Consider the following 19,385-nt stretch of genomic DNA (forward strand, 5'->3'; position numbering starts at 1 on the left):
CAGTCCTCCTCATAAACCAAATCGGGATAAGGGTATTGATGAATCATAATGAAACTAATCGGGGTTGAACCGATCATGCTGAAACCGCTTCCAGTCGTCTGCAAAGAGCCGACTGTTTTCTGCGGAGGCGGGGAAACCCCCGTCCCTTCGCCGCTACGCTTGAACCACGCTTGTCAAAGACGAGACCGGAACGTAGGCATACCCATCCATCAGCCTTCTCGCAGTCCGTCCAACGGCGGCCCGCTTCACACTCCAGTCCTCCCCCTCTCGTTCTACCTGCGCTTCTACGTACAAAGTCCCTGTGGGATGGCCGATCCGAAGGCCGGCTTCCGTGCCCCTCGCCAACCGGTTCGGCAGGGTGCCCGGAATGTTCGCGGCCGCTCCCAAAGCGATGGAACCGCTGACTGCAAAAGCCCTGTGCAGCGTCCCCATGGAAAGATAGCGTCCCAAAAGGTCGAGGCTGTCCGCCCGTACCATTTGCTTGTCCTCGGTCTGATAATCACAGGCTGCGGATATCATCGCGATCTTGGGCAGAGCATGTGTCGCAGGGGTGACCGTCGTTTCATCCTCAATGATTCCGAGCATCACTCCGGCTTTTACGCGAATCTTCTCTAGCGTTTCCAGCAAGCGGGCATTTCCGTTTAGGTCCTTGGACAGCTCTGTTCCGGTCGCTCCGACATCCTGTGCCAAAACAAACACGAGGATGTTGGCCGCATCGATGATCGTCACCGGGAATTTTCTGCCGTCATCCAATGCGATGGTGTCTATCGGATTTCCAGTGGGCAAGGTCCTGCCGGAAAAGGTTCCCCCCGTATCGAGAAAATTCACCATGATTTTCGCTCCGGTGCCAGACACTCCTGCGATGGAAAAGTCCCCCTCGTACTGGATTTGCCCGTTTACGACCGGGACCTCCACTTCAATCACTCTGTTCGTGTTGGTATTGAAGATGCGAACTCGTGTAAACGGCTCCTGCAATTCCACGTATCCTTCTTCAGCCGCATACAGCCCGACTGCCGACGCCATGTTCCCGCAGGTGACATGGTAATCAATCACTTTTTTCTCCAGACTGACCTGCCCGAATGTGTAATGGATGTGAACATCCTGGCTGGCAGGCGGTCCGATGAGCGCAAGCTTGCTCGTCAGAGGCGTTCCCCCGCCGATCCCGTCGATTTGGTTGTTTCCGGGACTGCCGAACACTTTCAGGATCACCTGGTCGCGGGCAACCGGGTCTTTGGGGAGATCAACCGTACGCAAGATGAGCCCCTTGCTGGTACCCCCGCGCACCAACGTGCTTGGGATTCGATAGATTTGCCCATAAACGTACATCTGTTGTTCCAACTCCTTCATGATAGTACAGATTAAAGAGAATGAATATTCGTTTAACTCTACAACAATAGTAGCCAAAGAAAAGCAATAAAAAAAATACTTATTTTTTATAAAGATCCATAAGTATTTTTTATGTTTTTGTTTTTCGTTTGAAAAAAGAATGTTGATCATTCATGACTTTTCTGTACAATTAACGATAAGTTTTTCCATTCCGTTTTTAGCCAATTTCACTACTTTTTTTATTGAAAGAAAGTTGGAACCATATGGATGACAGAGATTGGGTCATATTAACGACGCTGTACGACGAAAAGAATATCACCAAAACTGCGGAGAAAATTCGCATCTCGCAGCCGGCGCTTACTTACCGGCTGCAGCAGTTGGAGCAGGAGTTTGGCATTACCATCGTCTATCGCAGCAGAAGAGGCGTTACCTTCACGCCGCAGGGTGAGCATTTGGTCAAATACGCCCGCGACATGACGCTTCATCTGCGCAAGACAAAAGAAGCCCTGCAAAACATGGGCGACAAAGTGCAAGGAACCTTGAGATTGGGCGTTTCCAGCATTTTTGCCCGCTACAAGCTTCCATCTATCTTGAAGGACTTCCACCGGCAGTATCCCGATGTAGAATTTAACGTTACCTCCGGATGGAGTGAGGAGGTCATCAACTCCGTCTACAAGCAAAAAGTGCATCTCGGCATCATTCGCGGCGATTACAATTGGCCCGATCAGCGCAAGCTGCTGATGGACGAAGAAATTTTCATCGTTTCCAAGCACGAAATCGACATCGAGGACCTGCCCAATCTGTCCCGCATCTACTACAACACGGATACTTCCTTAAAGAAGCTGATCGACAACTGGTGGCATGAACGCTATTCTGACCCGCCCCTGATCTCCATGGAGGTAGACAAAATGGAGACCTGCAAAGAAATGGTGATAAACGGCCTCGGCTATGCGATCCTGCCCAGCATTTTGCTGGACCCCAACGAAGATTTGTACGTCACCCGCTGCACGACGAAGGATGGCGTCCCCGTCGTCCGCAGAACCTGGATGATCTTTCGCAACGAATCCCTGGAGATTTCCGTGGTCAAAGCGTTTGTAAATTTCTTGGAGGAGAGAGAACATCCATACAGATGAAAGGCTCAAAAAAAGGGTGCCCATCCGTGTTTTCACGGCGGGGCACCCTTCGTATCTTTTTTGTGTGTTCGTATTTGTTTCTGCTTATCCAATTGGAGCGTTGTCCGTTTACACCTTTGAAACTGTTGAAGTCACATACTGATTGCTCCCCTTGTTCTAAGGGGCTTCGCATTATGATCTATTTTAATTCTTCTATCAAATCATTAAGTTTACTTAACATCCTTTTGTGATACTCGATTTCATCCTCCCCATCTAACATTTCATTCTCCGACTTTATTTTGTTGAGTATGTTCAACCGTACCAACTCCTCTTCATAACCGTCTCTTGAGAATTCAAAGAAGAACTCATCCTCGGTAATATCCAGTCCTTCAATGATACCAGCAACAACATCATATTTATGCTCTTTATAGGAATCAGCCATTTCCTTGATATGCTTTTTAATTTCTTCTTCTGTAGGGTAAATATCATGTTCTCTTGCATATTCCGCAAGAACTGTTCTTTCTTCTAATTTCTTCATAGCGTCTTCTTCAGTTAGCTTGATGCCAAAAGCTTTTGAATATGCTTGGTACCTTGCTAGTTTATCTGTTAGTTCATCTTGGCTGATTTTTTCGGATTCGGTATCTATAGTGATTTTGTTATCATTATTTTTCTCCAAAGCTTTTTTGTAATACTTGGCGAATTCAGTTCCTTTATCATGGTCATTTAATTCAATGTTTGCTAATGAATATGAGATACTGCCTAGCGACACAACGGCAACCACAGAGAGCAAAACCCACGTCTTTTTCATACTTGTCACTCCTTTTAATATAACGACATTCTTATTTCATCTGTACTGCCATAATAGATTCCATCTGCAACAGCACCACTGGTAAAAGTAACTTTTGGCCTGTCGGTTACGGTACTATAAAAAGTTTTTGTATTCCCCCCGCCATATACTGTTTCACCACGATCGGTTATATAATCTGTTAACCGATCTCTCCATCTCCAATCAGAAGCATTAATTTTTCCAATTGTTCCAGCGTCATCTTTGTATACTCCTGAAACATAAAGTTCCAGACTATAGGGGTATCCGCTAGTTTTGCCGATAGCTACTGCATGATGATGATCCAACTCAACTTCATCATATTTTGTATAGACATAATATTCCTCAATAGTATGTACTGTATAATAGATATTTTTGTACCCCCAGTCTGGATGGTAAAAGTGTGATAGAAAAGAATCTCCGCCTTCTTTTGTTTTGGCAAAACTTGATGAACTAAATATTAAGACAAAAAATGAGGTAAGTAGTATCGTCAAACTAATTTTTCCAATTTTCATGTGAATGCTAATCTAATAATTGACCACCTAGTGGTACATCGCTCATAAAAAAGTTGACCACCTGAGCACCTCTTTCCTGTATCTTGTAGTTGTCTAGACAACAAGATATAGGAGGAAAGGAAATGCTTCAGATGGCTAATTATGAGTTTATCAGGAAACAACACTTTCTGCTAGGGAAGTCGATTCGTCAAATTTCTCGCGAAACTGGCTACTCGCGTCAAGTGATACGAAAAGCCTTGACATCAACGGAAATCCCTGTATACCAGCTTTCAAAACCGAAGCCGAAGCCAGTCATTGATTTTGTCAAGCCCATCATCTTGGAATGGCTGCGTCAAGATGAACAGGCTCCCCCGAAGCAGCGTCATACTGCCAAACGTATTTACCAGAGACTCGTTGACGAACATGGATTCACCGGCGGTGAATCTACTGTACGACGCTACGTCAGAGAGTTGCGGGTTTCTCCTCCTAAAGCATTTGTCCCTCTTGATTTCCCGCCAGGGCGATTTGCCCAATTTGACTGGGGTGAGGTTACGGTTCATTTACAAGGGAAACAAGTGAAGGTTCAAGTCTTTTGTATGCGTTGCACATACAGCAGAAAGATTTTCATCAAGACATTTGCTCATCAGAAGCAAGAGGCTCTTCTCCAAGGTCATGTAGATGCTTTTGAATTTTTCGGTGCTGTTCCCCAAGTCATCACATACGACAACCTGACAACAGCCGTTAAGAAGGTATTGGAAGGCAAAAATCGCGAGGAACAAGAGCGATTTATTCAGCTACGTGCCCACTACCTGTTTGAAAGCTATTTCTGTGATCCGGGAAAAGGGCATCAAAAAGGCCAAGTGGAAAACCTCGTACAGTTTGCCCAGAGGCAATTTTTTGCACCTGTTCCTAGTGTTTCTTCTCTGGAGGAGCTAAATCAAATCCTCCTCGAAAAATGTATCTCTTACGAGAATACAACCGTTCCCCGGTCTTCCCTAACGGTTGGAGAAGCATTTGTTCAAGAGTTGCCCATCATGCTTCCATTGCCTCCACGGCCATTGGATTGTTTCCGTGTTGTACCCGTGAAAAGCAATACGCTATCCATGATCCACATTGAAAAAAATGCCTATTCCGTCCCGGTTTCCTATGCATCGACCCAACTTATTTGCCGAGTATTTGCTGAAAAAATTGAGGTGTATCACGGAAAAAGCCTGATTGCGACGCATGAGCGGTGCTTGGAAAAAGGAAAGGAGATTTTGCAATACGATCATTATCTGGATTTACTTCTTATTCGCCCAGGAGCAGTTCTTTATGCTAGACCATTGCATCAGGCAGGATTACCCGCCATTTACCAAAAGTTCTTGGACAAGTGCCGTAACCGACCAGGAGGGATGAAGGAGTTCGTTCGACTCTTGCTTTTGCACCGTGAATTCGATACTTCTCTCGTCGAAGAAGCACTGGGGGAGGCCTGCCAAAAAGGGATGTTCCAGTATGATGCCGTAAGGCAATTATTGTTTCAGCGAACATTGCCGGAACACCGTTTGCCCCAACTCTCGTTGGCGGAGGATAGCTCTGTTCCACGTATTCAGGTAAAGGCCCCAGATCTTAGCCAGTACAATCGTTTGTTACAGAAAAGGAGTGTGGTTCATTGAGTACGAGTTTCCTGCTTGAAACCTACGCGAAACGCCTTCGCTTACCTGCGATTAAACGTGTCTATAAGGAAATCGCCCATGATGCTGCTGAACGGCAAATTCCCTACGAGGAGTTCCTCTTAGCCCTACTAGAGCAAGAAGTTCAGCAAAGGGATGCTAACCAAATCGCGAGTCGCATCAAGCACGCCAAATTCCCTTCTATGAAAACGCTCGATCAATTTGAATTCTCGGCGATTCCGTCCCTCAATAAGCCCAAATTGCTTCAACTGGCTCGTTGTGAGTACATCGAAAAGGCAGAGAACATCATGTTTATCGGAAACTCTGGCACTGGCAAAACTCATCTCTCCATTGCACTCGGGAAGGAAGCTTGCCATCATGGCTATTCCGTTCAGTTTTGGACTGCCGCTAAAATATGTAACGAGCTTATGGAAGCTCAGTCCCAAAAGCGAATCCTCCAGCTAGAGAGGCAATGGTTGAAAACAGATTTGATTATTTTGGATGAAGTCGGGTTTGTCCCTCTGAGTCGGACCGGGGCGGAGTTATTATTCCAATTTTGTGCGGCCCGCTATGAGAAAGGAAGCATGATCATTACCAGTAATCTGGAATTTACGGAATGGACACAGATTTTCAAAGATGAGCAAATGACGTCAGCCCTGGTTGATCGGCTTACCCATCGTGCCCATATCTTTGCAATGAATGGAGACAGCTATCGCTTTAAGCAGAGCATTCAAAGATCGTGATCATGAAAAAGTTACCCACCCGACGGGTGGATTGATTTTTGCCATGGTGGTCAATTTTTTGATGAGCACGGTGGTCAACATTTTGATTGACATTCACATTTTCATTTTAACAATCCCCTTTCTACTTAACCCTAAGGCAATTACCTATTTACACAAATAACCTACTAAAAAGTCTTGATCGATGGTCCCTTACTTTTTTGCCATTAGTTTCACTTGGTGATATCTAAAAACAAGAAAACCTAACTAGATATATTTCCAGATGGCCACCTCCTTACCATTTGTATTTAATAAGCTGATGTAATAACCTAAGAAGTAAGCCACTTCGACAATTCTTTGTGAGCTATATCCAAAACCCATAATAGTAAAATAAAGGTAATGTTTGGTTACAAAAAAGTAACATTAATGGAAATTGACTAAATTATCATTGATTTTAAGGCAATCAAAAACAGTGCTACTTTACGGGTTATTTGTTATTAAGAAGATAATATGCTACGGTATTTATTTCTGTTTGGGTTTTCGAGCAATGAACAAAAAATGTCGAACTTATTTAGCCCTAAATTCACCTCCAAGAATTCCCTTTTTGGGTAATTTCCCAATTTCACACGTTCTTCTGTCCCAAGAAAAAAAGATGCTCCTCATTGGTAAAACCATGGGAGCATCTTTTTTTCTTGAAACGAAAATAAATTCACACCTCTGGAACAGTCGAGGCTGCCGGAACAGGCTGCCTGTTCTCTTTCTTCGTATGAATGAGCACGATATTTAAAATAACCGCGGTCAACGAACCGGTGACAATGCCGTTTTGCATCAGCATTTTCAGCATGTTCGGCAATTGGTCAAACATCGTTGGAACTGCTGCGGAACCGAGTCCTACAGCAATGCTGCAGGCCGCGATGAGGAGGTTTTCGTTTTGGCGCAGGTCCACGCGGGACAGGATGTTGATGCCGGACGCTACAACCATCCCGAACATCGCGATCATCGCTCCTCCGAGCACCGGGTCGGGAATGATCGTCGTCAGGGCGGCCAGCTTCGGCAAAAGTCCCAGCACGACGAGGATTCCGCCAGCACCGATCATGACGTCGCGGCTTTTGATGCCGGTCAGCGAGACGAGCCCTACGTTTTGCGAGAAGGCCGTATACGGGAACGCATTGAAAATACCGCCGAGCGCAATCGCCACGCCTTCCCCGCGCAGCCCTTTGACGACATCTTGCTTCGTCACTTCTTTATCGGTCACCTTGCCCAATGCGAAGTAAACTCCTGTTGATTCCGCCATGCTGATAATGTTGACGAGAATCATCGTCACGATGGCAACGATATTGAATTCAGGTACGCCGAAATAAAACGGCTGAACGACGCTCACCCAGGAAGCGGATGCCACGCTTTCAAAGCTGACCATTCCCATGAAGTACGCGGCCAGCGTGCCTGCTGCAAGTCCGATCAGCACTGAAATAGCGCGAATAAAGCCACTAAACAGGCGATTGACAAGCAGGATGACAACCAGTGTCCCCAGTGCCAAGAGAAGATTGCGCGGATGTCCAAAATCGGGATTGCCCGCTCCTCCGGCCACATTGTTCATTGCCACAGGAATCAGCGACAACCCGATAATCGTAACCACGGAACCTTGTACAACGGTAGGAAAGAACCGAAGCAGCTTGCCGAACAGCGGAGCGGCCAGCACGACAAATAATCCGGATAAAATAATGGCTCCATAGGCCGTGGCCAGGTTACTGGACGACGCAATGGCGATAATCGGTCCGACCGCTGTGAAGGTACAGCCCAGAACGACAGGAAGCTTGATGCCGGTATAGCGCGTACCGATCACCTGCAGCAGTGTCGCAATCCCGCTGGTAAACAAATCAGCGGCGATCAGGTATGCAATCTGCGTCGGGGTCAAATTCAGCGCATCCCCGATGATCAGAGGAACGATGACCGCTCCGGCGTACATCGCCAGCACATGCTGCATGCCCAGCGTGAGCGTTTTTTGTTTGGACAACATGAACGTAACTCCTCTCCTTTATTGACTGCGCAGGATATGTTGATTCGCTATACAGTACCTGTAAATCGCGATTGATCACGACAGCAGCATGTATCATGTGGTGCTTTTAGGATGTGTGAACCGGCGTTGTCTCTACGAAATGAATTTCTCCCGGCTTCATCGACTTGATCCGTGCCAGCGATTCCACCCGGACGCCTGCTTTCTCCAGCAATCCTCTTCCTTCCTGGAAGCTTTTTTCTACGACAGCACCCACGCCGACGAGGTGAGCGCCGGCATCTGCGACGATTTGTGTCAGTCCAACCAAAGCTGCTCCTGTCGCCAGAAAATCATCCACGATCAGGACGCGCTCTTCTGCGCTGAGGTATTGCTTGGCGATGCTGATCTGGTAGTTCTCCTTCCGGGTAAAGGAATAGACAGGCGCAGAGTACACGTCATCGGAGAGTGTCACCGCTTTTTTCTTTTTCGCGTAAACGAATGGAACCCCCAGCGCATACGCCGTTGCAAGAGCAAAATGAATACCGCTCGCCTCCACCGTCAGGACCTTGGTCACTTTCTCCGAACGGAAAAGATCCGCAAATGCTTGCCCAATTTTCATCGTCAGCTCCGCATCAACCTGATGATTAAGAAAAGCATCCACCTTTAATACAGTTTCGGACAGCGCTCGCCCGTCCCGAATGATTCGCTCTTGCAATTCTTTCACACGATTTCCTCCTATCCATTTTTCATCTATATGGAAACAAAAAAGCCCAGACGAGACAGTCCACTCGCCGGTCTTTCAAACCGACTCCAAGTGAAACCTGTCCCTCCGGGCACATCCCTTCAGGGGTCACGAAAACGTGCAAGCGACAGCAGGAGGCTGTTTCCCGCTACGGGTAAAGGACTAACTCCTGGTCGCTCGTTCACTCGTAGTCAGGCGATTTACGGTCACCCGGTAGAAACTCATGGGCCAATTCCCAAAATTATACGAGTCATCAGCTATGTTCAATTGATACTGACAAATCTATCATATCCGCTATGAAAGGGGCAAGCGTATTTTTTGGAATTCAGGAAAAGCACGAGCCCGTGCTGAAAATGAAACGGCCATACATAGAAAAAACCCCCTTGCCTTGCAAAGGGGGCCAATGTGATCCGGTGTGTAAAAGGCACCGATCCGATTGTGATTGCAGACGCGGCAGACGGCTACCGCTTTGGCTTCGTTTGCCGGAGAGCCATGTTGATCTTTTTCCATTTGTCTTTTTCGGCTGCCCGCATCCTGGCATCCTCTTTGCGCGCCTGATGGGCCAGCTCTCGCTGCAATTTTCGGTAGCTGTCAAAACGGGAACGATCCAGTGTGCCTTCTTCGATCGCCAGCCGAATCGCACAGCCGGGCTCCTTGGCGTGGAGGCAATCGCTGAAGCGGCACTGGGCGGCCAGCGTCTCGATGTCGTCGAAGGCATCGCGAAAGCCTTCGTCTCCCTCCCAGAGCTGCAGCTCGCGCATCCCCGGCGTATCGATCATCAGGCCGCCGCCAGGCAGCTGAAACAGCTCGCGATGGGTCGTCGTATGCCGCCCGCGGTCATCTCCCTCGCGTACTTCTTTGACGAGCTGGACATTCCTTCCGGACAGGCGGTTGATCAAGGTGGATTTCCCCACACCTGAAGAGCCGAGAAGAGCGACTGTCTTCCCCTCTCCCAAATACGGTGCCAAGGCATCGAGCCCCTCTCCCTGCTCCGAGCTGATCGCATGGACCGGCACTCCGACTGCCACTGACTCTACCTCGGCGATCTTGTTTTCCAGGTCGTCGCACAGATCGGATTTGCTCAGTACAATCACGGGACTGGCTCCGCTTTCCCAAGCCAAAATCAGATAGCGTTCCAAGCGGCGCAAATTGTAGTCGTTGTTTAGAGCGTTCACGAGAAAAACGGTATCCACGTTGGTAGCGACGATCTGTTCTTCGACGCCTTCGCCGGCAGCCTTTCGGGAAAACTTGCTTTTGCGCGGCAGAATCGCGTGAATCGTGGCCTTTTGTTCATGAGGCCGGGCGCTGATCACTACCCAGTCGCCCACAGCGGGGTAGTCTTCTCGGCCAGCGGCTTCATAGCGAAGCTTTCCGGAAACCTCGCCCAACAGCTCGCCGTGTTCGGTCAAAATCCGATACAGCCTTTTATGTTCAAGAGCGATACGCCCTACTTCAAATCCCTGCTCGATAAAAGGGGAAACATGGCCGGCAAAAAAATCGTTCCAGCCCAAAGACTTTAGATATTGGTTCACGTGCGGATTCCTCCTGCATTCGGTTTTGATTTGGATGTCTTTCCAAAACCGGCCACAGGAAATCCTCACTTAAAGAACGGTTACTGCCCGACTGAAAGGAGGATCTTTCCTGTGACCCTTGCTGCAATGCTCTTCTCGACAATCATCATGCATACCATAAAACATCTCTCCTTTCAGACCGGTTCCCCGATCCGTACGTCATGATTTCCCAATCATTGTAACACGGATGCCTGACAGCTTCCATCGGCAGCCAGAAATTTTTTCACTGGCCTAATCTCCGCCACCGCCGCCGCCATCTCCCCCGCCGCTGTCGCTGGCCCCTCCGTCTCCCCAGGAGCTGTCGGAATCGCGGGTTCTGTCGTTGTCATTGTAAAACGACGTGGCTCCGCCTGAGTCTCCTCCGGAGGCATGACGTCTTCCAGGTCCTTCTTTCTTAAAGGCTAGCGACATAAATCCGATGAGCAGCACAAATGCGACAAGTACGCCAATAAAGATCTCCACTCCATCGCTCTCCTTCCGTTCTGTTATTTTCTACCTGTCCTAACAGTATAGCACGAGTTGCAGTTCTGGTTCACGCAATGCTGGTTTACGCAATGCCCGCACCCGCCATGCTGCCGCAAGTCACAGAACGATAGAGCAACAGTGGTATCAGCCTTTCAAGAGAAATTCGTTTCCATCCGCATCCTTGAACCGGGCGAAGCTGCCCCAGGCCATTTTCTTTGGCTCCTCCAAAAAGATTACGCCCCTTTGGCTCATTTCCTGATAGGCTTTGTCGATGTCTTCGCATTCGAATACGATCGAGGCCTTCATCTGCTCAGATCCGGGCATCATCGCTTTGGGATAGATGACGAGATGCGACTCGGCTCCCTCTGGACCGACTTCCAGCCACGAGGCATTGGGGGTCATCGGCTCGTCTCGATGTACGACAAACCCCACCTTCTCGGTCCAAAACTCGCGAGCCTTCGCCTGATCCGCCACGTAAACAGCCACTGTAGCAATTTTTTTAATCATAACGATGTGCCTCCTGTAGTAAATGAATGTAGTCGCAAAGATGAATGTAGCCGTATTTACCATACCATATACCATACATTCTGCACACGGATGACCGTGCCTACGCATAGGTTCCCCAGAATAAACAGACAGGCCTCCTCACATGCCCGCTGCCTGATCGTCGCGAGGTGCAACTGCCAGGATGTTGGCCAGACAAAACACCCGGTATGCGCGGCGGGTATAGCAGTACGCCTTTATCCGGTCTCCGTTTACCGCAATAATATTTACAGCTCGCTTGGTCGTCTCGCCGGAGCGGCTCAAGTAGATCAGCTCGACCGTCTGCTGCCGCTGGCAATATCGCTCCAATTCGCTTCTCATGATGTCACCACCACACAAGAACATTTGTTCCCATTATAACGAACACGCCTGATAAAAGCAAGAAACCCCTTCAAAGAGCGGACTACAGAGCATTCGTGCCTGCATTCGCCCTCCAAAGAGGTCTTGTTTCCGCATGCGAACAAGCCCATGCGAACCGCTATTTCTTTCTCGTCAACATCCGAGAACCAAGGAGAACAGCCCATGCTTTTTCTCCCTCTTTCCAGAAAAACGGAAGCGGCATCTCGTGCTTCCGGATGACCAGCGTACGGCTGTCACTCGCCCGAAGCGCGAACTGTTCGCCGGCCATTTCCGCTTGCAGCATTCCGCCTGCAAAGGTTATACGTACGCTGCTGCCTTCCGCGCAGGCATAGGTGCCCACAAAGCGCTCCAGCTCCTCGACAGATGCCTCGTATTCCGGCTCTTTCTCCTGCTGCTCCAACGGAAGGCCCAGGGCGTTGCGGACAGCAGCGAGCCACAAATCCCGGACGGGCACATCCGCGACATTGGTCAAGACGACCGCGACAATTCCCTCTTCGGGCACAAAGCCGAAGTGGGACGAAACGCCCGGCTGCGAGCCCCCGTGCTCGACAAGCGTCATTCCTTCCCGGCCTAGAGTCGACTTCAGCGCGTACCCGTAGTACGTGTTTCTGCCGATCTTGTGGACCGGGTGCCACATCCGTCTGAGCGAAGCCTCGCTGACGATGTTTTCCCCCTGGCAATATCCGCCGTTTATGTAAAGCTGACCGTATTTGAGCAAATCCCGGACATTGGAGCGGATGCCTCCCCCTACCTCATAATTGCCCAGCAGGGGCCAGTCCGCCCTCTTCAGGCCATTGCCGTCCGAATCCTTGACATAAGGAACCGATACGTCGGACAGCCGTTTCACCTCTTCCAGGCTAAAGGTGGAGCGGTTCATCTCCAAAGGGTCAAGCAGCCTGCTGGTCACATGCCTGCGGAACAGGCGCCCTGTCACTCTCTCGACAATCAGCCCCAGCAGCAAAAAAGTGTCGTTGCAGTAGCTGAAATACTCGCCCGGTCTGCCCAGCAGCTCGTGCGGCTCCCCGGCCAGGTACTCCAGATGGTCCGACAGCCTGCACAATTCCTCTCTGCGGCGAATCGGCGCGAGGCCGGTCGTGTGGCTCAGCAAATGATGAATGCAGACGCTGGAGGTGTCCTCTAGCGATGCCAGAGAAAATTCCGGCAAATAAGCGTTGACCGGATCTTCGATGGACAGCTTCCCTTCCTCTGCCAGCTGCATGACCGCCATCGCCGTAAAGGACTTCGTCACGGATGCGATGCCAAATACCGTATCCGGCGTGACCGGTTCCTTCGTTTCCAGATCGCGCACGCCGAAGCCTTTTTGAAACAGCAGCTCTCCATGCCGGGAGACGGCAACCGCCGCCCCTGCGATTCTCTCCTCTTCCATTTTGCGGGACATATACTCCTCAAAAAGCGGCCACTGGCCTGCACTCACGGCTATTCCCCCTGTTCGGCGAATGGATGCGCATAAATCGTCCGGCCGCCTCTCCCTGTCGTCGTGACGGCCTGAGAAAGAGAATTGAGGATCGCTTCCTCCGTCGCTTCACTGGCTGCGGCGAACAGTTGATTCATTACCGGGTGGTCCTCGCGAAGCTGGGTCCTCGCTTCCGTTATCTGCTCCGCTGCATGGGGGATTTTATGCGCTGTTGAAAAGGCGATGCAAATGTCGCCGCTGCCGTGACTGTAATGGCTGCCCGTCCGGCCCAGTCCGATGCCCGTCCGCTTGGCCACGCGGAGCAGTTGGCGGTCGCTGAGCGGCGCGTCCGTGCCCAGCACGATGATGATCGATCCGTCCGGCGGGTTGTCCAGCGGGCGGACCCCTGACGAACGGAGCCACTCGTACCGCTCAGACTGGAAGTCTTCGGGCTTGCCGAAGTTGCTCAGCACGAGTACGCCTACCGTGTACTCCCCCTCTTGCGTCCGGATAAGCCGCGAGGAGGTTCCGATCCCGCCTTTGTGTCCAAAGCAGACCATTCCTTTTCCAGCGCCGACGGCCCCTTCCTCCGCTGGCTCCGCCGACGCCCGTCTGATCGCTTCGATCGCATGCTCCGGCTTTACTGCACACGCCCTGATCGAATTGAGATGGCCGTCGTTGCATTCTCCCACGACGATGTTGACCGTCCCCGTGGTATCGCCGATTTCGCTGTTTTGCTCCAGCATGTAGCTGAGCGTCCCCTGGGTGACAGCCGGTACGGAAAACGTATTGGTCAGCATGATCGGCGACTCCAGTACCCCCAGCTCGTTTACCTGAACCAGTCCGGTCGTCTTCCCGAAGCCGTTGAACACATAGCTTGCTGCTGTCACCTTTTCGCGAAAGAGGCTGCCGCTGTGCGGAAGGATCGCTGTCACTCCTGTACAGACGTACTCCCCTTCGCCCGATTCCAGCGAATAATCAAGCGTCACATGTCCTACCAGGACGCCCTCCACATCCGTCAAGCAATTTTTCCTGCCGGTCGGCAGCTTCCCGATGACGATGCCGCGATCGCGAATTTTTTTCCGATTCATATCCAAAAGCCCCTCTGTCTGCTCTTCGTTAACGCGGGCGCCGCTGCAGGAAGTTTTCGCTGGCAAAGCCCCGCACTTCGCTTTCTGAATAACGCTTCAATAGTTCGTTGAGCAGGTTGTCAATCATCCCTGCATGCTCCAGCCCCTCCACAAAGCTTTCAATCCCGTCAAAGTCGGAGCCAAGGCCGATCTGGCGGACACCGCCCAGCGAACAAAAGTGGTCGATATGGCGGATCAGGTCATCGATCGTCGCCTGCCCGCCCTTCTTGACAAAATGCGGATAGTAGACGATATGGATCATCCCGCCCTTGTCAAACATCGCTTTGGCCTGCTCATCGTACAGGTTGCGCGGATGGTCGCAAATCGCCCTGGCGTTGGAGTGGCTGGCGATCGGATAGTCCGCCAGCTCCATGACATCCCAAAAGCTCTGCTCGCACAGATGGGAAACGTCGGTCAGCACCTTGTGCTCGTTGTTTAAGCGGACGATTTCCTTACCGAACGCTGTCAAGCCGGCATTTCGCTTTTCCAATGCGCCATCGGCGGCCAGGTTGGCAAAATTCCAGGTCAGCCCGACAGAACGCACGCCGAGTTGGAACAGGATGCGAAGCTTTTTCAAATCATTGCCGATCGCATCCACGCCCTCCAGCGTCAGCATCGCCCCGATCTCGCCGTCCCCCAGAGTGTCGAGGTCGGCCCATTCCTTGACGTGCTTCATCTCGGGCTGCTTCAGGACCTCCTCGTAAAAGTAGTCGATCTGGTCCAGCACTGCTTGAAATTGCTGCTCGGATTTCAATTGCGGCGGCACGTAGAGGGCAAAGCATTGAAGCTTTACCCTCCCTTGCTTCAAACGCTCCAGATTGGTGTGCAGCTCAGCAGAATCCCTGAATGAAAGAGGTTCCTTGCTTTTCCACATTTTATAAAGGGCATCACAGTGAAAATCTACGATGTTCATCGCTTATCGTTCCTTTCCGAGCAGGTATATCAGGCTCTTTCAACAAATCGACCATCCGGAGTGCTTCGTTTAGATCGTTATGCGTCAGCAGACACCGTTGTCGTCGTCAATTCCTGGAAGTGCCGCTGGAGCAACCGGGTCATCGGCCCTGGCTGTCCATCTCCAATAAGCTTGTCGCCAACCTGGACGATTGGCATCACCTCGTTGGTTGTACTGGTGATGAACACTTCATCTGCCTCGTACAGCTCCTCGATGTCCACGTGCTTCTCCTCAAAGGGTATTGCGGCCTCCATAGCGATTTTCTGAACAGCCATTCGCGTAATCCCTGCGAGAATATGGCGGGACAGCGGCGTGGTCTGGATACGGGAATCCTTGATGACATATACATTGGTGCTGGTTCCTTCGGTCAGCTTTCCATCCCGATGGAGGATCGCCTCCAGGCAGCCTGCCTTGTGCGCCTCCTGCTTCGCCAAAATATTCGGCAAAAGGTTGAGCGATTTGATATAGCAATTCATCCAGCGTTCGTCTGGATGCAGGATTGCCTTTGCTCCCTTCTCCCTCAGCTCTGGCGGGATGCTGCGAAAAGGCTTGGCTGTCATCGAAATTGAAACAGGCGCATCCGGGAAGAGGTGATTGCGCGGAGCCATGCCTCTTGTAATTTGCATATAGACATCCAAATTGTCCAGACCGCTTCGCTCGATCAACTGAAAGATGATCTCCTTGAAGCTCTCGCGCTCCTGGTCAAACGGCAATGCGATCGCTTTTGCACTCATATACAGCCGGTCGAGATGCTCTTCCAGCATAAACGGCTTGCTATTATAGATCCTTATAAGCTCGTAGACGCCATCGCCAAATTGATGTCCTCTCTCATCTATTGGAACCACCGGATCGTTTGAATCAACAAATGTACCGTTAAAATAAGCTACGCTCATCTCAATTATCCTCCTTCAGTTAGATAAGTAACGGTGTTTCCCTGGCCGCTTGCGGCAAGCAGCCATCCTCCCTTTCAAAGTAATGTATTTTTTCGCACGAATCCAATAGAATAATGCCATATGCGTTATTAACATTTTCAATGAGGGGTTCAACATGAATGCGGAGCAAATCGAAGCTTTTATTTTTGTCGCACTAACCGGCAGCTTCAGCAAAACAGCCGATCTTTTGTACTTGTCACAGCCGACCGTCAGCATGCGGATCAAAGCGCTGGAGAACACACTGGGCTGCAAGTTGTTCCAGCGTTCCGGCAATACCGTTTTTCTCACGCGGGAGGGGGATGTTTTTCTCCCATACGCCAAGAGCGTACTGCAATCGCTGCAGGACGGGCAGATGGCGATCCAGCGTTCATTCGGCCGTCTGGAAGGCGAGCTGGTCATCTCCGCTGTATTCGTGGCCGCTTTTTACATTTTGCCAGAGCTGGTGGAAAAATTTACGCAGCTCTACCCCAAGATCAAGCTGACAATTTTCACGGGTCACTCCCATCAAGTCCTGGAGATGGTGCTGCGCCATGAGGTGTCGTTCGGGATCGCGCGAGCAGTGAATCATCCCCAAATCAAGCGGGTCCAGCTCATGCCTGACGAAATGGTGCTGGCTGTCTATCCGGATCACCCGTTTCAAAACAAAACACAAGTTACGCTTGAGGACGTGTCGCGAGAAAAGCTGATTTTGTTTAACAGGGGATCTCTGGACTGGACGCTGGTCAATGGAGCGTTCAGCCATTATCAGCTAGAGAACAATGTTGTGATGGAAGCGGACAATATCGAAGTGGTCAAACGCATGGTGAAGCAGAGACTGGGAATCGCCTTCTTGCCGCGTTTCTCGATTCAGGAGGAAGTAGCAGCGGCTGACTTAAAGGAAGTGGAAGTGCTGAGCCTGCCGCATATCAATCGGAATTTTGAGCTGATTTACCACAAAGACGCGACGATAAACGGAATTACAAAGACATTTATTGACTTTTTGATTGCCAACCGGACCAAAGGATGACGGCATGCTTGACTGCCTGACTGCATGCTTGTCCGCCTGCAAAACGCTGCAGATGGGCCGATTGAAACAGCTCATTACTGTCGTGCCTGTTCCAAAAACGACAGGACAATCCGGTTAAATACAGGGGCTTGATCCATTGGCGGGAGATGGGCCGAGTCTGGAAGAAGGATTTTTTCAGCGTTTGGAATCCGCGCTTCAAGCTCCTCCGCCATCTTTTGGAAGTCTTCGTAATCTTTCTGCCCAGCGATCACCAGCGTAGGCACAGCGATCTCTTCAAGTCGCTCAATCGGAGGAGGCGCAAGCCAGAGCGGCGGGTTTTTCAGCTGCGGCAGATCGTAAGCGTGCGCTGTCATTTGGAGGTACTTTGCTCTCGCCTGCTGGCTTTCATCCCGTGCTGCTTGTCCTGGCCCGTCAAACCACATCCGGGCCGACATTTCTACGGTCTCTCCCTTTGTACCTGTTTCATAGATTTCGACAAAGCGGGCAAAATCCTGCATCCTTCGCTCAGACCGCGGATACCCTGTCAAGGTCGGAGATACGAGCACAAGGCTTTTCACCATCTCCGGGTAGGCCAGGACAAGCTCCTGTGCGACTACACTGCCAAAGGAGTGGCCGACAACGCGAGCCGCGGCTATCCCGAGTCCTTGCAGCACTGCTCTGGCATCATCGTAGAGGGTAAACGGCTCTTCTGCATTCGGTGTCTGTCCCATCCCTCGCAGGTCAAAGCTGATGACCCGATACCGCTCGGAAAAGGCGGAAAGCTGCTCGGCCCACATCCGCGTGTCCAAATTGAGACCGTGAATCAATAGAAGAGGCTCTCCTTCGCCACACGCTTCATAGTAAAAAGACGTGCCGTTTGCTTCTATAAACCCCGCTGCTCTCCCTGAAGTTTTTCCCATTTTTTGTCACCTCCCTTTCACTATCTCACAGATGCCGTTAAATATCCAGAAAATATCGAAGGAACATATATTTTTCACAATTTTATCGCGCAACGAAAAAAGCAGCCTGAGCAGAAAACAAATTTTCTGCTCGGCTGCTGCTGTTGTCAAACCTTATGTCCCATCCTGTACAACGAAGCCACTCGTCTCTTAGCGGCCGCTCTTCATCTCTGTCCAGTAGCGGTCGTACTCCTGGAGGGTATCCCCTACGTCAACGAGCCACTCTGCGCGAGCCATGTCCTCTTTATCCAGGAAGATCATCTTGTTTGCGCGGTATTCTTCGCTGTGCAGCGGATAGGCCTTTTCGTTCGGATTGCTGTAGCCGATCCACTCGTAGTTTTTCACGCTTACTTCCGGGTCCATCAGGTAGTTGATGAACTTCTCCGCCAGCTCCTTGTGCTTGGCGCCTTTCGGAATTGCCAGGGTGTCTGCCCAGATCGTTGCGCCCTCTTTCGGCACGACGTATTCGACATCCGGGTTCTCGCCGTTGATGATCGCTGCGTCGCCGGACCAGACTGTACCGATCCACGCTTCCTCTGCGATCATTTTTTGCTTGATGTTGTCCGTGTCAAAAGCGACTACGCTCGGCAAAAGCGTTTTTAGGTCTGCAAATGCTTTTTCCAGCTCGCCCTTGTCCTTGGTGCTGTTGGAAAACCCGTTTTTGATCAGCCCGACGCCCATGACCTCACGCGGGTCGTTGAGCATGATGACACGGCCTTTGTACTCCGGATTCCACAGGTCCTGCCAGCTGGTGATCTCGCCTTTCACGTACTTTTTGTTGTACGCGATTCCCGTAATTCCCCAGGTGTAGACGAGCGAATGCTTGTTGCCCGGGTCGAACGGCGGCGTTTGGAAGGTAGAAACAATATTTTTTTCGTTCGGGATATTTTCTTTGTTCAGTTCTTCCAGAAGCCCCAGCTTGATCATGGTGGCTACCATGTAATCCGACGGCTGGATCAGGTCGTAGCCGGATGCGCCCGCCTGGATTTTCGCCAGCATTTCTTCGTTGCTGCCGTAAATATCGTAGTTTACCTTGACGTTGTACTTCTGTTCAAAGTCCTTGATCACGTCAGGATTGAAGTTGTCTGCCCAGCTGTAGATATTCAGCACCTGCTCCTCTTCGGTAGAAGAAGAAGAACAGCCTGCGGCAGTAACGGCAAGAGCGGCGGCCACGGCGCCAATCATCAGGGATTTCCACTTTTTCATCTTTCTTTTT

The 19,385-nt window shown here is 50.6% G+C and carries 19 protein-coding genes and 1 riboswitch; of the genes, 4 read left to right on the plus strand and 15 right to left on the minus strand.

Translation table 11 applies throughout. The features are described from left to right. Positions 1 to 153: 153 nt before the first annotated feature. The gene (locus tag NSQ24_RS19725) at positions 154 to 1,326 is read right to left on the minus strand and encodes a PrpF domain-containing protein (RefSeq protein ID WP_122957943.1); all 1,173 of its coding nucleotides are present in this window, start codon (positions 1,324 to 1,326) and stop codon (positions 154 to 156) included. A gap of 263 nt (positions 1,327 to 1,589) precedes the next feature. Between NSQ24_RS19725 and NSQ24_RS19730 the strand changes: the two genes are divergently transcribed. Next, positions 1,590 to 2,459: a LysR family transcriptional regulator gene (locus tag NSQ24_RS19730; RefSeq protein WP_122957892.1), complete on the plus strand. Its 870-nt coding sequence runs from the start codon at positions 1,590 to 1,592 to the stop codon at positions 2,457 to 2,459. A 178-nt stretch (positions 2,460 to 2,637) separates the two neighbouring features. Here the strand turns inward: NSQ24_RS19730 and NSQ24_RS19735 are convergent, their stop codons facing one another. Together NSQ24_RS19735 and NSQ24_RS19740 are read right to left on the minus strand one after the other, a co-directional pair. Next, positions 2,638 to 3,246, minus strand: a complete 609-nt coding sequence (locus tag NSQ24_RS19735) for a hypothetical protein (RefSeq protein ID WP_122957891.1) — start codon at positions 3,244 to 3,246, stop codon at positions 2,638 to 2,640. A 14-nt stretch (positions 3,247 to 3,260) separates the two neighbouring features. Next, positions 3,261 to 3,776, minus strand: a complete 516-nt coding sequence (locus NSQ24_RS19740; RefSeq protein ID WP_122957890.1) for a hypothetical protein — start codon at positions 3,774 to 3,776, stop codon at positions 3,261 to 3,263. A 122-nt stretch (positions 3,777 to 3,898) separates the two neighbouring features. Here NSQ24_RS19740 and istA point away from each other — a divergent pair, with 122 nt between their 5' ends. After that, complete coding sequence (gene istA / locus NSQ24_RS19745; protein ID WP_251256056.1) at positions 3,899 to 5,407, plus strand: IS21 family transposase; 1,509 nt, start codon at positions 3,899 to 3,901, stop codon at positions 5,405 to 5,407. Next, positions 5,404 to 6,147, plus strand: coding sequence for an IS21-like element helper ATPase IstB (gene istB, locus NSQ24_RS19750; protein ID WP_025846873.1), 744 nt, complete (start codon positions 5,404 to 5,406; stop codon positions 6,145 to 6,147). Before istA ends, istB begins: the two co-directional genes overlap by 4 nt. Before the next feature lie 685 nt (positions 6,148 to 6,832). Here the strand turns inward: istB and NSQ24_RS19755 are convergent. From NSQ24_RS19755 to dat, 10 genes are all read right to left on the minus strand, one after another. Further along, positions 6,833 to 8,140, minus strand: coding sequence for a nucleobase:cation symporter-2 family protein (locus NSQ24_RS19755; RefSeq protein WP_122957889.1), 1,308 nt, complete (start codon positions 8,138 to 8,140; stop codon positions 6,833 to 6,835). Positions 8,141 to 8,246: 106 nt separating this feature from the next. Continuing rightward, positions 8,247 to 8,840: a xanthine phosphoribosyltransferase gene (locus NSQ24_RS19760; protein ID WP_003388976.1), complete on the minus strand. Its 594-nt coding sequence runs from the start codon at positions 8,838 to 8,840 to the stop codon at positions 8,247 to 8,249. A gap of 186 nt (positions 8,841 to 9,026) precedes the next feature. Then, positions 9,027 to 9,127, minus strand: a riboswitch (purine riboswitch). Positions 9,128 to 9,319: 192 nt separating this feature from the next. Beyond that, complete coding sequence (gene rsgA / locus NSQ24_RS19765; RefSeq protein WP_003388975.1) at positions 9,320 to 10,390, minus strand: ribosome small subunit-dependent GTPase A; 1,071 nt, start codon at positions 10,388 to 10,390, stop codon at positions 9,320 to 9,322. Positions 10,391 to 10,660: 270 nt separating this feature from the next. Further along, the gene (locus tag NSQ24_RS19770; protein ID WP_171506416.1) at positions 10,661 to 10,891 is read right to left on the minus strand and encodes a hypothetical protein; all 231 of its coding nucleotides are present in this window, start codon (positions 10,889 to 10,891) and stop codon (positions 10,661 to 10,663) included. Positions 10,892 to 11,038: 147 nt separating this feature from the next. Beyond that, on the minus strand, positions 11,039 to 11,401 hold the full coding sequence (locus NSQ24_RS19775) for a VOC family protein (protein ID WP_251255703.1): 363 nt from the start codon (positions 11,399 to 11,401) through the stop codon (positions 11,039 to 11,041). 138 nt (positions 11,402 to 11,539) lie between these two features. Further along, positions 11,540 to 11,758: a WYL domain-containing protein gene (locus tag NSQ24_RS19780; RefSeq protein WP_243014037.1), complete on the minus strand. Its 219-nt coding sequence runs from the start codon at positions 11,756 to 11,758 to the stop codon at positions 11,540 to 11,542. 157 nt (positions 11,759 to 11,915) lie between these two features. After that, complete coding sequence (locus tag NSQ24_RS19785) at positions 11,916 to 13,232, minus strand: serine hydrolase domain-containing protein (protein WP_031931862.1); 1,317 nt, start codon at positions 13,230 to 13,232, stop codon at positions 11,916 to 11,918. Between the two features lie 2 nt (positions 13,233 to 13,234). Further along, positions 13,235 to 14,302, minus strand: a complete 1,068-nt coding sequence (locus NSQ24_RS19790; RefSeq protein WP_251255126.1) for a P1 family peptidase — start codon at positions 14,300 to 14,302, stop codon at positions 13,235 to 13,237. A 28-nt stretch (positions 14,303 to 14,330) separates the two neighbouring features. Further along, a complete protein-coding gene (locus tag NSQ24_RS19795) occupies positions 14,331 to 15,254 on the minus strand; it encodes a dipeptidase (protein ID WP_003388968.1) in 924 nt (307 codons plus the stop codon). 77 nt (positions 15,255 to 15,331) lie between these two features. Next, on the minus strand, positions 15,332 to 16,186 hold the full coding sequence (gene dat / locus NSQ24_RS19800; protein WP_003388967.1) for a D-amino-acid transaminase: 855 nt from the start codon (positions 16,184 to 16,186) through the stop codon (positions 15,332 to 15,334). A 154-nt stretch (positions 16,187 to 16,340) separates the two neighbouring features. On the opposite strand from dat, the gene NSQ24_RS19805 reads away from it, so the two are divergent. Then, complete coding sequence (locus tag NSQ24_RS19805; RefSeq protein WP_003388966.1) at positions 16,341 to 17,231, plus strand: LysR family transcriptional regulator; 891 nt, start codon at positions 16,341 to 16,343, stop codon at positions 17,229 to 17,231. A 74-nt stretch (positions 17,232 to 17,305) separates the two neighbouring features. Here the strand turns inward: NSQ24_RS19805 and NSQ24_RS19810 are convergent, their stop codons facing one another. After that, positions 17,306 to 18,130 carry an alpha/beta hydrolase gene (locus NSQ24_RS19810; RefSeq protein ID WP_327969798.1) on the minus strand — a complete coding sequence of 275 codons (825 nt, stop codon included), beginning with the start codon at positions 18,128 to 18,130 and terminating at the stop codon, positions 17,306 to 17,308. 189 nt (positions 18,131 to 18,319) lie between these two features. Continuing rightward, entirely contained in the window at positions 18,320 to 19,375 is a 1,056-nt protein-coding gene (locus tag NSQ24_RS19815) for a spermidine/putrescine ABC transporter substrate-binding protein (protein ID WP_003388964.1), read from the minus strand. Positions 19,376 to 19,385: the final 10 nt, after the last annotated feature.

Origin of the sequence: Brevibacillus sp. FSL L8-0520, assembly GCF_037963895.1 — a bacterium.
Taxonomy (GTDB): Bacteria; Bacillota; Bacilli; order Brevibacillales; family Brevibacillaceae; genus Brevibacillus; species Brevibacillus borstelensis.

Coding starts and splice junctions, on each gene's coding strand:
- dat (WP_003388967.1), bottom strand. CDS start 16,186: ATGAGCGTAGCTTATTTTAACGGTACATTTGTTGATTCAAACGATCCG.
- NSQ24_RS19795 (WP_003388968.1), bottom strand. CDS start 15,254: ATGAACATCGTAGATTTTCACTGTGATGCCCTTTATAAAATGTGGAAA.
- NSQ24_RS19810 (WP_327969798.1), bottom strand. CDS start 18,130: ATGGGAAAAACTTCAGGGAGAGCAGCGGGGTTTATAGAAGCAAACGGC.
- NSQ24_RS19755 (WP_122957889.1), bottom strand. CDS start 8,140: ATGTTGTCCAAACAAAAAACGCTCACGCTGGGCATGCAGCATGTGCTG.
- NSQ24_RS19815 (WP_003388964.1), bottom strand. CDS start 19,375: ATGAAAAAGTGGAAATCCCTGATGATTGGCGCCGTGGCCGCCGCTCTT.
- NSQ24_RS19725 (WP_122957943.1), bottom strand. CDS start 1,326: ATGTACGTTTATGGGCAAATCTATCGAATCCCAAGCACGTTGGTGCGC.
- NSQ24_RS19740 (WP_122957890.1), bottom strand. CDS start 3,776: ATGAAAATTGGAAAAATTAGTTTGACGATACTACTTACCTCATTTTTT.
- NSQ24_RS19780 (WP_243014037.1), bottom strand. CDS start 11,758: ATGAGAAGCGAATTGGAGCGATATTGCCAGCGGCAGCAGACGGTCGAG.
- NSQ24_RS19805 (WP_003388966.1), top strand. CDS start 16,341: ATGAATGCGGAGCAAATCGAAGCTTTTATTTTTGTCGCACTAACCGGC.
- NSQ24_RS19775 (WP_251255703.1), bottom strand. CDS start 11,401: ATGATTAAAAAAATTGCTACAGTGGCTGTTTACGTGGCGGATCAGGCG.
- NSQ24_RS19735 (WP_122957891.1), bottom strand. CDS start 3,246: ATGAAAAAGACGTGGGTTTTGCTCTCTGTGGTTGCCGTTGTGTCGCTA.
- istA (WP_251256056.1), top strand. CDS start 3,899: ATGCTTCAGATGGCTAATTATGAGTTTATCAGGAAACAACACTTTCTG.
- NSQ24_RS19790 (WP_251255126.1), bottom strand. CDS start 14,302: ATGAATCGGAAAAAAATTCGCGATCGCGGCATCGTCATCGGGAAGCTG.
- NSQ24_RS19730 (WP_122957892.1), top strand. CDS start 1,590: ATGGATGACAGAGATTGGGTCATATTAACGACGCTGTACGACGAAAAG.